The organism is Klebsiella sp. KP20-425-1 (genome assembly GCF_025813515.1).
Taxonomy (GTDB): domain Bacteria; phylum Pseudomonadota; class Gammaproteobacteria; order Enterobacterales; family Enterobacteriaceae; genus Klebsiella; species Klebsiella pneumoniae.
This window is the reverse complement of sequence record NZ_CP109614.1, coordinates 3,328,138-3,341,973: the sequence shown is the minus strand read 5'-3', so window position 1 is coordinate 3,341,973 and position 13,836 is coordinate 3,328,138. Positions and strand designations below refer to the sequence as shown.

Genomic DNA, 13,836 nt, shown 5'->3' with positions numbered 1-13,836 from the left:
TAGTGGACACAATTAAATTTCAACTTAACGCCCGGCGGCAGCCCTATGGCCAGGGAGCAGACTTGAGTCTGCTGAATGAAAGCGTGGGGAACGAAGTGCTGGCATTCCATCAAAAATTTCCTGATTACCGGGTCACGCCGCTGCGTAAGCTGGAATTTTTAAGCCAGCGGCTGGGGCTGGGATCGATCCATATAAAAGATGAAGCGCAGCGATTCGGTTTGAATGCGTTTAAAGGATTAGGCGGATCTTATGCGATGGGGAAATATCTCGCCGCTCTGCTTGAGCGAGATATTAATACGTTGAGCTTTGCCGAGCTTAATTCACCAGTGATTAAGGCGCGTATCAAGGACATCGTATTTGTGACTGCTACCGACGGTAACCACGGACGTGGCGTGGCGTGGGCGGCTGAGCAGCTTGGGCTGCGTGCGGTGGTGTATATGCCAAAGGGCTCGTCGCCGGTACGCGCGCAGAATATTCGCCGGCATGGCGCCGAATGCACGATTACTGAACTGAACTACGACGACACAGTTCGGCTGGCGGCCAAAACCGCGCGCGAGCAGGGATGGGTTCTACTCCAGGATACCGCCTGGCAGGGCTACGAGCAGATCCCCACATGGATCATGCAAGGCTATATGACCCTCGCTGTTGAAATCTGGCAGCAGCTGGCAGAAAGCGGAGCGTCGATGCCGACGCATCTGTTTTTACAAGCCGGGGTCGGGTCGTTTGCCGGTAGCATCATGGGATATTTCATCGAAAAGATGCAGCAGCAGGCTCCCACCATCATCATCGTTGAGCCGCACAAGGCGAACTGCCTGTATCGCTCGGCAACCATTAATGACGGACTGCCGCACAGCGTCGGCGGGGATATGTCAACTCTGATGGCCGGGCTTGCCTGTGGTGAACCTAACATCACCAGCTGGCCAATGCTCCGCGACCATGCCACCTGTTTTATTTCCGCCGACGATTGTCTGGCGGCCAATGGCATGCGCCTGTTGGCCGCTCCGCGTCCAGGTACTGACGAACCTTTTGTCTCCGGGGAATCCGGCGCTATTGGCACAGGAGTGCTTTATGCGCTGATGACTCAACCGGCGTATCGCGAGCTTGCCGAATCGCTGCGCCTGAATGCCGATGCACAGGTTCTGTTAATCAGCACGGAAGGAGATACATCACCCGATGTCTATGAAGACATCGTCTGGTTTGGCCGTAATGGTTGAGCGCTATCGACAATAACAAGGGGGCCATCTTACCTACCCTACAAGCCCTCGGTATGACAAGCGTTCTGACTCATAACGAAAACATACGCGCTTTCGCGTCATGCATAGAGAGAACCTGACCGATGAATACTGAAAATATAATTATCAATAAAGGATATTCCGATCCCGCAAAGTGGCATAGCGAAGATACCGTTTGGGTCCTTGGCCTGTTCGGTACCGCCATTGGCGCTGGGGTGCTGTTTCTGCCGATTAATGCCGGAATTGGCGGCTTCTGGCCGCTGCTGATTGTTTTTGTCCTCGCTTTTCCTATTACTTATCTGGCTCACCGCGGTCTGGCGAGATTCATTTACTCTTCCAATACGCCGGAAAGCAGTATTACCGATGTTATTGGCGAGCATTTTGGCGCGCTGGCGGGAAAAGTATTTACCGTCATCTATTTCTTCGCCGTCTATACCATTCTGATTATGTATGCGGTGGCTATCACCAACACCGCGCAGAGCTTTATCACCCACCAGTTGGCGATGGCCGAGCCTCCCCGGTCGCTGGTGGCCATCGTTCTGATCCTCGGGCTGATGTTTATCGTCCGTTTCGGACAGCGTTTGATAATGCGGGTGATGAGCACCCTGGTTTATCCCTTCATCATCTCGCTTATTTTTATGGCACTTTTTCTGATTCCGCACTGGAACGGCGCAATTTTGCAAACCGTAAGCTTCAGCGCCACGGGCGATGGGCAGGGGATCATGTTATCCCTGTGGATGACCTTCCCGGTACTGGTGATGTCGTTTAACCACTATCCCATCATTTCGCCGATGGTGGTGCGCCAGAAGCAGCGTTACGGTCTGGCGCTCGCTGAGGGTAAATGTGCGCAGATCCAGCGCTACGGTATCCTGCTCATGACGGTGGTGGTGCTGTTTTTTGTTCTCAGCTGCGTGTTAAGCCTGTCGCCGCAGCAACTGGCGGAAGCCAAAGCCCAGAATCTGTCGATTTTGTCCTATCTGGCCAATCAGTACCATACACCGATTATTGCCTGGCTATCGCCGATTATCGCCTTTGTCGCTATTACTAAATCATTTCTTGGCCACTACATCGGCGCCTATGAATCGCTGCGCGACCTGATTCTGGAGGCCGCCGCCGCACGCGGGAAAAAACCTGGTATTCGCCTCGTCGACGCGGTCATCCTGGTGTTTATGGTGCTTACCTGCTGGTTCGCCGCGTACAAGAACCCCAGTATCCTCGGTATTATCGAATGCATCAGCGGTCCCACCGGGGCGGCAATTCTGCTGCTGTTGCCTATGTACGCCATTCATAAATTACCGGTGCTTGCCCCCTGGCGCGGTAAAGCGAGCAACGTTTTCGTCACCCTGATCGGTCTTATCACCGTATCTGCCATTTTTTACGGCATGTTCCACTAACCACCATTATTAGCGAGATGTTATATGAGTCATTATCTGCAGATTAACGGCCAACGGCTTATCGATTCCCTGTATGCACTTGGCGAACATGGTGCGCTGCCAGGCGGCGGCGTATGCCGCCTGGCAGCGACTGCCGAAGATAAAGCCGGCAGGGACTTTGTTGTAGCCCGCATGAAGGCGCTGGGCCTGAGCGTGTCAATTGATGCTATCGGCAATGTCACCGGCGTTTATCACGGCGAGGAGACGTTGCCGATGGTGATGATGGGGTCACATATCGATACCGTCGCCACCGGTGGGTTATACGATGGCAACTACGGCGTTATGGCCGGCCTTGAGGTGATTGCCACCCTCCAGGATGCCGGGATCCGCACCCGACGACCGTTGGCGGTAACCTTCTTTACTAACGAGGAGGGGGTGCGATTTCAGCCCGATATGATGGGCAGCGTGGTGTTTGCCGGCGAGTATCCGTTGGCGCAGGCGCTCGCGGCAAAAGATCTCGACGGTATCACGCTCGATGAAGCGCTGCGTAACATTGGTTATAAAGGCGAACGTCAGCCGGGAGATATGGCGGTAGATAGCTACGTTGAGCTGCATATCGAACAGGGACCAATTCTTGATAAAGAGCAGATTGATATTGGCGTGGTTACCGGCGTACAGGGTATTTCGTGGCAGGAATTTACCCTGAGAGGCGTATCGAATCATGCGGGTACTACCCCAATGTCCATGAGACGTGATGCCGGGCTGGCGGCTGCGAAAATCGCTGTTTTTGCCCGTGAGCTGGCGCTAAGCCTTGGTGGCGATCAAGTAGCTACCGTTGGACATTTCAGCGTGAAGCCTAATCTGATCAACGTCATTCCCAACCATGTCGTCATGTCAGTGGATCTCCGCAATACCGATAATGCGATCTTATGTCTGGCGGAGCAGCAATTGGCCGAATTTGTCGCGAAAACGTCGCAGGAAGAGGGCGTGGAGATAACCAGCCGCTCACTGGTGCGCTTTAATCCGGTCATTTTTGCCGATGAGATCGTCAATGCGGTGGAAGCCGAGGCGGAGCGTCAGGCGCTCAGTTACCGACGTTTGCCAAGCGGCGCCGGACACGATGCACAATTTATGGCGTCGGTATGTCCCGCCGGGATGATTTTTGTCCCCTGCGTCGATGGCATTAGCCATAACGTCAAAGAACATAGCGCAGCCAAAGATCTGATTGCTGGCGCCAATGTGCTGCTGCAGGTGGTTTTACAGCGCGCCCAGCGTATGGACTAATGTTTACAGGAGCAGAGAATGAATCAGCAACAGCTAAAGCAGCAGCTTATCGCCTGGCGTCACTATTTGCATGCCCATCCGGAAAGCGCCTTCGAGGAGCAGAATACTTCACGGTTTATTGCCGAAAAGCTCGAAGCTATGGGCATTGAGGTGCACCGCGATATTGGCAAAACCGGGGTGGTGGGGAGATTGAAATGCGGCGACGGGAAGGGCGTTATCGCTATTCGTGCCGATATCGATGCCATTCAATTGACCGAACAGGGAGACTGGTCTTACCGCTCCATGACCGCCGAGCGGATGCACGGCTGCGGACATGATGGTCATACCTGCATTGCGCTGGGCGCGGCGCAGTTGCTATTGCAGCGGCAGAATTTTAACGGCACGGTCTGCTTTGTTTTTCAGCCTGCTGAGGAACCTGGCTATGGCGCCAGAGCGATGATGGACGATGGCGTTATTGAACGCTTTGGCATAGAGGAAATCTACGGTCTGCATAATATGCCGGGTATGAAAGCCGGGACTATCGCCACGCGAGTCGGTGGCATTATGGCCAGTGAAGATAACTTTATTATTCGTATTAAAGGGCAGGGAGCGCATGCGGCGCGGCCGCATATGGCGAAAGATCCGCTGGTCATTGCGGCGGAAATCATCCTGGCTTTGCAGACAATTGTTTCGCGAAATGTTGATCCGAACGTGCCAGCGGTCATTTCCTGTACTGAACTGCACACCGATGGCATCCGCAATGCGATTCCGACGCACGTCGAAATCAAAGGGGATACGCGCAGCTTTGCACCGGAGGTGCAGATGCTGCTCGAAGAACGAATGCGTACCATTAGCGAAGCGATTTGCGCGATGCACGGTGCGACGTGCCAGTTCAGCTATACCCATGAATTTGCGCCAACGGTGAACTGGCAGCAATGCGTTGATGTAGCGGTCACCGCTGCGATTAACGTGGTAGGGGCTGAGAAGGTGGACGGCAACGTCGCACAGATGATGATTTCGGAGGATTTTGGCGCTTTTCTGCAAAAAATCCCCGGCTGTTTCATCTTTTTAGGCAACGGCGATAGTTCAGATGCTCAGGGCAATACACCGTTGCATAATGCCTGCTACGACTTTAATGATGAGATATTGCTAACTGGCGCGGAGTATTTTGCCGAGGTCGTCAGAGCCCGTTTGCCGCAGGAGTGATATTGATTGGCCCGATAGCAGAATGCCGTCGGGCCATGTTTTTTAGCTTGCCTTTTTAATCGGCGGCAGGTCGAAAGCCTCGCGCAGGGCGCGGACGAAGGCCTTATCGTGGCAGATGGTTTTCCCCGGGCTGTCGGAGAGTTTCGCCACCGGCTTGCCGTTACATTCCACCAGCTTAATCACGATATTGAGCGGTTTAACCTGCGGCAGATCGCAGGTTAAACGGGTGCCGATCCCAAAGCTGAGCTTCACCCGCGAGGCGAAGTGGCGATACAGATCGACGGCTTTCGCCAGGTCGAGATTATCGGAGAAGACCAGCACTTTGCTCAGCGGATCGATACCCAGCTTCTGATAATGGGCGATAGCTTTTTCTCCCCATTCCACCGGGTCGCCGGAATCGTGGCGCAACCCCTGATAGCGGGTGGCGAATTCCGGACCGAAATCGCGCAGGAACGCATCCATAGTGATGCAGTCGGTCAGCGCGATCCCCAGCTGGTCGGGATACTCTTCCAGCCAGGCGGCAAGGGCCGCCCGCTGGCTGCTGGCAAGGCTGGGGCTGATCTGCTGGTGGGCCTGGAACCACTCATGGGCCTGGGTACCCATCGGGGTTAAATTCAGACGGCGCGCCAGATCGTAATTGCTGGTGCCGACAAACCATGGTTCCTGCTGCAGACGCCGCACAATACCTTCCTGCACCTCGCGTGAGAAACGACGGCGGGTGCCGAAGTCCATCAGACGGAAGGCGCTCATGTCGAGGTCAGCGGTCATGGTGGCGAAGTCGCCTAGCTTATGTTCCAGCGTGTTGAGCGCCTGATCGACGCCCATCTCTGGTGAACGATAGCGATGGACCAACTCGCTTATCACCGCCAGCAGCGGGACTTCCCACATGATGGCTTCCCGCCATGGGCCGGTAAGGCGAATGTTCAGCTTACCATTGTCATTGCTGACCGTGACCTGGCTCGGGTCATAGCGAAAATCGCGCAGCCAGTTGAGGTAATCCTGGCGAAAAAAGGGAAGGGTGGACAGCCAGCGATATTCATCATCCCGCAGCCTCAGGTCGCGCATGGACTCCACCTGCTCGCGGATCGCGTCGGCATAGATGCCGAGCAGGTCGTCTCCGCGGCAGCGAAACTCCGCCGCCACATGCACATCGCCGTAGCGGTGGAAGACAGCCTGCTGCATGTGCAGCTTATAGGCATCCGTATCAAGCAGCGAGTGCAGTACAGGAGAAGTGAATTGTGTCATGGTGCGCAGTAGCATCCTCTCACTGGAGCGTTCCATCGAAACCAACGCGGAAAATGGAGGCGGAGTATACCTTTATTACCCGACTCTGTCCCGCGATGGCGAGCAATGGTGACGCTGACGGTCATTTGCGAGGCCTAGTTTAATATATTGAACATGGATCACACCACAAGCTTTGCGTCGGGTCGAGGGCATTTCGTGCCGCGAGTGTTAACAAAATGTAGCGATTTCCGTGTTTCACGTTGAAAAGATGAAGATTCTGCATAGCGCGATTGACACAACAGGAATAGACTGGGACGACACTTTACCGAAGATGCTAAAGGTTTTTTATGACACAACAGCCCCAAGCCAAATACCGCCACGACTATCGTGCGCCGGAGTATCTGATTAGCGATATCGATTTGACCTTTGACCTGGATGCCGCAAAAACCGTTGTTACGGCCGAGAGCAAGGTCTCCCGCCACGCGGCTGCGTCTGATGTGCCATTGCGCCTGGACGGCGAAGATCTGACCCTGATCGCTCTGCAGGTGAACGGCCAGCCGTGGAGTGACTATAAAGAAGAAAACAATCAGCTGGTGATCGGCGGCCTGCCGGAGCATTTCATCCTGACCATCGTCAATGAGATCAGCCCGGCGGCGAACACCGCGCTGGAAGGCCTGTATCAGTCAGGCGAAGCGCTGTGCACCCAGTGCGAAGCGGAAGGTTTCCGCCATATCACCTGGTATCTGGACCGTCCGGATGTGCTGGCGCGCTTTACCACCAAAATTATCGCCGATAAAGCTAAATACCCGTTCCTGCTTTCCAACGGCAACCGTATGGCGGAAGGGGAGCTGGAGAACGGTCGTCACTGGGTACAGTGGCAGGATCCGTTCCCGAAGCCGTGCTATCTGTTTGCGCTGGTGGCCGGTGATTTTGACGTCCTGCGCGATTCATTCCGCACCCGCTCTGGCCGCGAAGTGGCGCTGGAGCTGTACGTCGATCGCGGCAACCTCGATCGCGCGCCCTGGGCGATGACCTCGCTGAAAAACTCTATGAAGTGGGATGAGGAGCGCTTTGGCCTCGAGTACGACCTCGATATCTATATGATTGTCGCCGTCGACTTCTTTAATATGGGTGCCATGGAGAACAAAGGACTCAACGTCTTTAACTCCAAATATGTTCTGGCCCGTACCGATACCGCCACCGATAAAGACTACCTCGATATTGAGCGCGTGATTGGTCATGAATATTTCCATAACTGGACCGGCAACCGCGTCACCTGTCGTGACTGGTTCCAGCTCAGCCTGAAAGAGGGGCTGACCGTGTTCCGCGATCAGGAGTTCAGTTCCGACCTCGGCTCACGGGCGGTGAACCGCATCAACAACGTGCGCACCATGCGTGGGCTGCAGTTTGCCGAAGACGCCAGCCCGATGGCGCACCCGATCCGTCCGGATATGGTTATCGAGATGAACAACTTCTACACCCTGACGGTCTATGAAAAGGGTGCCGAAGTGATCCGCATGTTGCACACCCTGCTGGGTGAAGAAAACTTCCAGAAAGGGATGCAGCTGTACTTTGAACGCCATGACGGCAGCGCCGCCACCTGCGACGATTTCGTGCAGGCGATGGAAGATGCTTCTAACGTCGACCTGTCGCACTTCCGCCTCTGGTACAGCCAGTCCGGTACGCCAATCGTCACCGTGCATGACGACTATAATCCGGAGACCGAGCAGTATACGTTGACCATCAGCCAGCGTACGCCGCCGACCGCCGAGCAGGCCGAGAAGCAGCCGCTGCATATCCCGTTTGCCATTGAGCTGTACGATAACGAGGGCAAGGTGATCCCCCTGCAGAAGGGCGGTCACCCGGTACACCCGGTGCTTAATGTGACCCAGGCCGAGCAGACGTTTGTCTTCGATAACGTTTATTTCCAGCCGGTGCCGGCGCTGCTGTGCGAATTTTCAGCGCCTGTGAAACTGGAATACAAGTGGAGCGATCAGCAGCTGACCTTCCTGATGCGTCACGCGCGGAATGATTTCTCGCGCTGGGATGCGGCGCAGAGCCTGCTGGCGACTTACATCAAGCTGAACGTCAACCGCCATCAGCAGGGGCAGCCGCTGTCGCTGCCGGTGCACGTAGCGGATGCCTTCCGCGCCATCCTGCTGGATGAGAAGATTGATCCGGCGCTGGCCGCTGAGATCTTAACCCTGCCGTCAGCCAACGAAATCGCCGAGATGTTCGCGATTATCGATCCGATCGCCATCGCCGCCGTGCGCGAAGCGCTCACCCGCACCCTGGCGAACGAACTGGCGGACGAATTCCTCGCGGTTTATAACGCCAATAAGCTCGACAGCTATCGGGTGGAGCACGCCGATATTGGTAAACGTGCTCTGCGCAATACCTGCCTGCGCTATCTGGCGTTTGCGGAACCGACGCTGGGCGATAAGCTGGTGGCGACGCAGTATCACCAGGCAGATAACATGACCGACGCGCTGGCCGCCCTGTCGGCGGCGGTTGCCGCTGAGTTGCCGTGCCGCGATGCGCTGATGCAGGAGTACGATGACAAATGGCATCAGGACGGTCTGGTGATGGATAAGTGGTTTATCCTGCAGTCCACCAGCCCGGCAGCCAACGTGGTGGAAACCGTGCGCGGTCTGCTGAACCACCGTTCGTTCAGCATGAGCAACCCGAACCGTGTGCGCTCGTTAATCGGCGCTTTCGCCAGCAGCAACCCGGCGGCGTTCCATGCTGAAGATGGCAGCGGCTATCAGTTCCTGGTGGAGATGCTGACCGAGCTTAACCAGCGTAACCCGCAGGTGGCGTCGCGCCTGATTGAGCCGTTGATTCGTCTGAAGCGTTATGATGAGAAGCGACAGGCGCTGATGCGCGCCGCGCTGGAGCAGCTGAAGGGGCTGGAAAATCTCTCTGGCGACCTGTTCGAGAAAATCAGTAAGGCGCTGGCGTAACGGTGGCATAACCCCGGGCTGCGGCGCGCCTTGCGCCCTGTCCGGGTTACCCGTTAGCGCGGTGATGTTGTCGGGCGGCGCGATGCTTACCCGACCTGGAATACACGGCTGATTTGGCGTTGGTAGCCCGGCTGTGCAACGCGCGAGCCGGGGACATGTCGGATGACGATATGCCCCCGTTCAGACAGCAGACAGTTACGCCGGTCAGCCATGACTAAACAAACGCGGCGCACGCTCGCTGTCGCCGCGTTTCATCACCCGATCCAGTACTTCAGCCTCCAGCTCGGCCAGCTTCGCCGAACCGGTGCGCCGCGGTCGCGGGATATCCACGCTTAAATCGAGGCCAATCTTCTTCTCTTCAATTAACAGCACCCGATCGGCCATGGCCACCGCTTCACTGACGTCGTGCGTGACCAGCAGGACCGTAAAGCCATGCTCCTGCCACAGGGAGACGATCAGCTCCTGCATCTCCAGACGGGTGAGGGCATCCAGCGCCCCCAGCGGTTCGTCCAGCAGCAGCAGGCGCGGGCGATGGATCAGCGCGCGGGCCAGCGCAACGCGCTGCTTCTGCCCACCCGACAGCGCGGCCGGCCACTCCTGTGCGCGGCTTTCAAGTCCGACGCTGGCCAACGCCTGCAGGGCGGCGTCGCGCCAGGCGCCTTTTAGCCCCAGCCCCACGTTATCAATCACTGTTTTCCACGGCAGCAGGCGCGCATCCTGAAACATCATCCGGGTGTCGTCCTGGATCGCCGCCAGGGGCGTCGCGCCAGCCAGCAGTTCGCCGGCGTTTGGTTTTTCCAGACCTGCCAGCAGGCGCAGCAGGGTACTTTTGCCGCCGCCGCTGCGGCCCACCACCGCCACAAACTGGCCGCTGGGAATATGCAGATCCAGCTCGTTAAGAATGGTGTTGTCGCCATAGCGTTTCGTCACCCCGTTCAGCAGCAGCGGGATACCTGGGTTGAGACGGGCAGTGTTCATGCGTTAGCCTCCTGAAGATGATACGCCGGATTCCAGCGCAGCCAGAGCCGTTCCAGCAGCTGGGCGCAGACGTCGGCCAGTTTGCCAAGGATGGCGTAAAGAATGATCGCCACTACCACCACGTCGGTTTGCAGAAATTCACGCGCGTTCATCGCCAGATAACCGATGCCGGCATTCGCCGAGATAGTTTCGGCGACAATAAGCGTCAGCCACATCAGACCAAGGGCAAAACGCACGCCGACCATAACTGAGGGCAGGGCACCGGGTAATATCACGTGACGGAACAGGGCGAAGCCGGATAAGCCATAGCTGCGCGCCATCTCAACCAGCCCACGGTCAATATTGCGGATCCCGTGCCAGGTGTTGATATAGATCGGGAACAGGGTGCCCAGCGAGACAAGGAAGATCTTGGCGGTCTCATCGATGCCGAACCACAAGATCACCAGCGGGATCAGCGCCAGATGCGGGACATTGCGCAGCATCTGGATCGAGGTATCCAGCAGACGCTCGCCCCAGCGAGACAGGCCGCTGATCAGGCCGAGTATTAGCCCGATCGAGCCGCCGATGGCGAAGCCGACCAGCGCCCGCCATGAGCTGATGGCCAGATGCTGCCACAGCTCACCGCTGGCCGAGAGGGTCCAGAACGCTTTCAATACCCCCTCCGGCGAGGGCAGCACCCGCGTCGACAGCCAGCCGACGGACGAGGCCAGCTGCCAGACAATGACCGTCCCTACCGGCAGCAGCCAGGGGGCGAGGCGTAACAACAGGGGATGGGTTGATTTTGCCATCACGGTCTCCTCAGCTTTGCGCTACTTTACGCGGAATAAACTCGTTGGCGACCGCTTCCCCCTGCAGGCGCAGGCCTTGCGGCTGCGGGATGGACGGCACCGCGACGTCAAGCAGGGGGAACAGCAGCTCTCCGACCCGGTACGCCTCTTCCAGATGCGGATAGCCGGAAAAGATAAAGCTATCGATACCCAGCGCGGCGTATTCATTGATCCTTTCGGCAACGGTGGCGGCATCGCCCACCAGTGCGGTCCCGGCGCCGCCGCGCGCTAAACCCACGCCAGCCCACAGGTTGGGGCTGATTTCCAGCTTATCGCGTCGCCCGTTGTGCAGGGCCGCCATCCTTTGCTGGCCAACGGAGTCGGTTCTGGCGAAAGCCGCCTGGGCGCGGGCGATCGTCTCGTCGTCAAGATGGGAGATAAGGCTGTCCGCCGCCTGCCACGCTTCCTCGTTGGTTTCCCTGACGATCACGTGCAGACGGATGCCAAAACGCACCTGGCGACCATGCCGGGCGGCTTTCTCTCGCACCTGAGCTATTTTCTCTGCCACCTGGGCCGGCGGTTCTCCCCAGGTAAGATAAAGATCGACCTGCTCAGCGGCCAGCTCCTGCGCTACCTCAGACGAGCCGCCGAAATAGAGCGGTGGACGCGGCTGCTGCAGTGGCGGAAACAGCAGTTTGGCGTCGCGAACGCGCTGATGCTTGCCGTTAAAGGTGACGGTTTCTCCCTCCATCAGCTTGCGCCAGATGTGGGTAAATTCAGCCGAGGCCTCATAGCGCTCGGTGTGGTCGAGGAAGACGCCGTCGCCTGCCAGTTCGGCAGGATCGCTGCCGGTGACCAGATTGAACAGCGCCCGGCCGTTTGACAGCCGGTCCAGGGTCGCCGCCTGACGCGCGGCCACCGTCGGCGATACCACGCTTGGCCTGAGGGCGACAAGGAACTTCAGCCGCTGCGTCACCGGGATCATTGAGGCCGCGACCAGCCACGCATCCTCACAAGAGCGTCCGGTCGGGATCAGCACGCCGGTGAAGCCCAGCCGATCCGCCGTCTGCGCGATTTGCTGCAGATAGCCATAATCGACCGGACGGGCACCCTCTTCGGTACCCAGATAACGACCATCACCATGGGTCGGTAAAAACCAGAACATATTCAGACTCATGATTTCGCTCCTTGTGTGGCGGTGGGCTGCCAGATGCGGGCCCGGATATCAACTTTTTTTGGCACCAGCTTGTTCTCGTAGAACAGGTCTGCCGTCTGCTGCTGGCGAGCGGCGGTTTCGGCGCTCACCGGGGTAACCGCGGTGGGGGGACGATGGTCCAGATAGCTGGCGATCACCGCCTCCGGTAAGCCCATCGTTTTCGCCAGCAGCGTAATGCTTTGCGCGCGTTGGCTGTGGGTCAGGGCATCGGCCTGAGTAAAGGTGTCGAGTACGCCTTCAATGAAAGCGCCATTGCGTTCAGCGTAGGGCCGGGAAGCAAGATAGAAGGATCCCGTCTGTTTCAGATCGGTTCCGTCAGTGAGTACCCGGGCGCCGCCCTGCAGCAGCGCGGCGGAGTAGTACGGATCCCAGATGGCCCATGCGTCGACATTGCCCTGCTGGAAGGCGGCGCGCGCATCGGCGGGAGCAAGGTAAACCGGCTGAATATCGCTAAATTTCAGACCTGCGAGCTGTAGGGCGCGCAGCAGCAGATTGTGAGAGCTGGAGCCTTTCTGGAAAGCGACCTTTTTCCCTTTTAACTCAGCAACGTTATGAATCGGGCTGCCCTGCGCCACCAGGATCACCTCCGCCTTGGGCTTGGGCGGCTCCGCGCCGATATAGACCAAATCGGCGCCAGCCGCCTGGGCAAAGATAGGCGGAATATCGCCGGTACTGCCGATATCAATGCTGCCGACGTTCAGCGCCTCCAGCATCTGCGGACCGGCCGGGAACTCAATCCACGAGATATGGGTTTGCGGATAGCGCTGCTCCAGCAGCTGATGGCTCTTCGCCAGCACCATGCTGACGCTGCCTTTCTGGTAGCCGATGCGCAGAGCGTCAGGCGCCGCCGGGGCGGCGTGACCCAGCATAGAGAATAGCAGCAGTCCGCCCAGAGTCAGGGCGCGGAGAGGATTAAGCATGCTCCACCCCACGCAGAGATGTTAACGACGGCGCACGGCTGCTGGGGCGATGCAGCGCCTGCCAGAAGGTCTCCAGGGCGTCATCAAGGCGCCGCTGCAGATTCGCGGTAAACTGCGGCTTATGCTGGTAATCGGTCACCTGGCTGTCATCAGCGAAGACGCCATGGAGGATCTCCTGGGCCTTGAGGGCATTCAGCACTGGCTTCAGCGCATAGTCCACCGCCAGCATGTGAGCGATGGTGCCGCCGGTGGCCAGCGGCAGCACAATTTTGCCCTCCAGCGCTCGCTCAGGCAGCAGGTCGAGCAGCGTTTTCAGCGCGCCGGAGAACGAGGCTTTATACACCGGCGTGGCGATGATCAGGCCATCAGCCCCGGCCAGCTGTTCGTTGAGCGTCTGCAGCGCCGGGTTGTCAAAACGAGCGTACAGGAGGTCTTCCGGGGCAAAGTTCTGCAGATGCCAGTGGCAGACTTCGATATCGGCGGCGGTGAGCGTCTCTCTGGCGTATTCCAGCAAAGCGCTGGAACGGGAAGGGTAACGCGGGCTGCCCGCAAGCGTAATGACGCGCATCTCTCTCTCCTTATAACTAAATGTTTGCATTTATCTATAATTGATAACATTTATAGTGAGTGTGACAGAGGGCCATTATTTCCCTAAATGATTTATCCGCGGTTAGATAGCCGAAAAGCGCATAAT

At 57.6% G+C, this 13,836-nt stretch carries 11 protein-coding genes; 5 read left to right on the top strand and 6 right to left on the bottom strand.

Translation table 11 applies throughout. The annotated features are described in order from the left end of the window. The first annotated feature begins 62 nt into the window (after positions 1 to 62). The 4 genes from dpaL to OHJ17_RS16575 all read left to right on the top strand — a co-directional run bounded on the left by dpaL (position 63) and on the right by OHJ17_RS16575 (position 5,074). Positions 63 to 1,214 (top strand): diaminopropionate ammonia-lyase, encoded by a 1,152-nt coding sequence (dpaL, locus tag OHJ17_RS16590; protein WP_004893162.1) that lies wholly within the window; start codon positions 63 to 65, stop codon positions 1,212 to 1,214. A gap of 122 nt (positions 1,215 to 1,336) precedes the next feature. After that, positions 1,337 to 2,626, top strand: coding sequence for an aromatic amino acid transport family protein (locus tag OHJ17_RS16585; protein ID WP_032432863.1), 1,290 nt, complete (start codon positions 1,337 to 1,339; stop codon positions 2,624 to 2,626). Between the two features lie 24 nt (positions 2,627 to 2,650). Then, complete coding sequence (locus OHJ17_RS16580; RefSeq protein ID WP_004191117.1) at positions 2,651 to 3,889, top strand: Zn-dependent hydrolase; 1,239 nt, start codon at positions 2,651 to 2,653, stop codon at positions 3,887 to 3,889. A gap of 18 nt (positions 3,890 to 3,907) precedes the next feature. Next, on the top strand, positions 3,908 to 5,074 hold the full coding sequence (locus OHJ17_RS16575; protein ID WP_004147828.1) for a M20 aminoacylase family protein: 1,167 nt from the start codon (positions 3,908 to 3,910) through the stop codon (positions 5,072 to 5,074). Between the two features lie 42 nt (positions 5,075 to 5,116). Here OHJ17_RS16575 and pncB read toward each other — a convergent pair whose 3' ends face one another. Beyond that, positions 5,117 to 6,319, bottom strand: a complete 1,203-nt coding sequence (pncB, locus tag OHJ17_RS16570; RefSeq protein ID WP_002898217.1) for a nicotinate phosphoribosyltransferase — start codon at positions 6,317 to 6,319, stop codon at positions 5,117 to 5,119. Positions 6,320 to 6,645: 326 nt separating this feature from the next. Here pncB and pepN point away from each other — a divergent pair, with 326 nt between their 5' ends. Then, entirely contained in the window at positions 6,646 to 9,261 is a 2,616-nt protein-coding gene (pepN, locus tag OHJ17_RS16565) for an aminopeptidase N (RefSeq protein ID WP_032424761.1), read from the top strand. A 204-nt stretch (positions 9,262 to 9,465) separates the two neighbouring features. Here the strand turns inward: pepN and ssuB are convergent, their stop codons facing one another. Genes ssuB through ssuE form a run of 5 tightly spaced genes read right to left on the bottom strand, consistent with a single transcriptional unit; the run spans position 9,466 to position 13,710 of the window. Then, entirely contained in the window at positions 9,466 to 10,239 is a 774-nt protein-coding gene (ssuB, locus tag OHJ17_RS16560; protein WP_004150838.1) for an aliphatic sulfonates ABC transporter ATP-binding protein, read from the bottom strand. After that, positions 10,236 to 11,027, bottom strand: coding sequence for an aliphatic sulfonate ABC transporter permease SsuC (gene ssuC, locus OHJ17_RS16555; protein ID WP_004141755.1), 792 nt, complete (start codon positions 11,025 to 11,027; stop codon positions 10,236 to 10,238). The genes ssuB and ssuC overlap by 4 nt, the downstream gene beginning before the upstream one ends. Before the next feature lie 10 nt (positions 11,028 to 11,037). Further along, positions 11,038 to 12,183 carry an FMNH2-dependent alkanesulfonate monooxygenase gene (gene ssuD / locus OHJ17_RS16550; RefSeq protein WP_016946985.1) on the bottom strand — a complete coding sequence of 382 codons (1,146 nt, stop codon included), beginning with the start codon at positions 12,181 to 12,183 and terminating at the stop codon, positions 11,038 to 11,040. Then, positions 12,180 to 13,142, bottom strand: a complete 963-nt coding sequence (locus OHJ17_RS16545; protein WP_029602743.1) for a sulfonate ABC transporter substrate-binding protein — start codon at positions 13,140 to 13,142, stop codon at positions 12,180 to 12,182. Before OHJ17_RS16545 ends, ssuD begins: the two co-directional genes overlap by 4 nt. Next, positions 13,135 to 13,710: an NADPH-dependent FMN reductase gene (gene ssuE / locus OHJ17_RS16540; RefSeq protein WP_002898296.1), complete on the bottom strand. Its 576-nt coding sequence runs from the start codon at positions 13,708 to 13,710 to the stop codon at positions 13,135 to 13,137. Before ssuE ends, OHJ17_RS16545 begins: the two co-directional genes overlap by 8 nt. Between the last annotated feature and the right edge of the window lie 126 nt (positions 13,711 to 13,836).

Excerpts from the sequence above, each read along its gene's own strand:
- OHJ17_RS16585 (WP_032432863.1), top strand. The coding sequence starts at position 1,337 with ATGAATACTGAAAATATAATTATCAATAAAGGATATTCCGATCCCGCA.
- OHJ17_RS16580 (WP_004191117.1), top strand. The coding sequence starts at position 2,651 with ATGAGTCATTATCTGCAGATTAACGGCCAACGGCTTATCGATTCCCTG.
- OHJ17_RS16575 (WP_004147828.1), top strand. The coding sequence starts at position 3,908 with ATGAATCAGCAACAGCTAAAGCAGCAGCTTATCGCCTGGCGTCACTAT.
- pncB (WP_002898217.1), bottom strand. The coding sequence starts at position 6,319 with ATGACACAATTCACTTCTCCTGTACTGCACTCGCTGCTTGATACGGAT.
- pepN (WP_032424761.1), top strand. The coding sequence starts at position 6,646 with ATGACACAACAGCCCCAAGCCAAATACCGCCACGACTATCGTGCGCCG.
- ssuB (WP_004150838.1), bottom strand. The coding sequence starts at position 10,239 with ATGAACACTGCCCGTCTCAACCCAGGTATCCCGCTGCTGCTGAACGGG.
- ssuC (WP_004141755.1), bottom strand. The coding sequence starts at position 11,027 with ATGGCAAAATCAACCCATCCCCTGTTGTTACGCCTCGCCCCCTGGCTG.
- ssuD (WP_016946985.1), bottom strand. The coding sequence starts at position 12,183 with ATGAGTCTGAATATGTTCTGGTTTTTACCGACCCATGGTGATGGTCGT.
- OHJ17_RS16545 (WP_029602743.1), bottom strand. The coding sequence starts at position 13,142 with ATGCTTAATCCTCTCCGCGCCCTGACTCTGGGCGGACTGCTGCTATTC.
- ssuE (WP_002898296.1), bottom strand. The coding sequence starts at position 13,710 with ATGCGCGTCATTACGCTTGCGGGCAGCCCGCGTTACCCTTCCCGTTCC.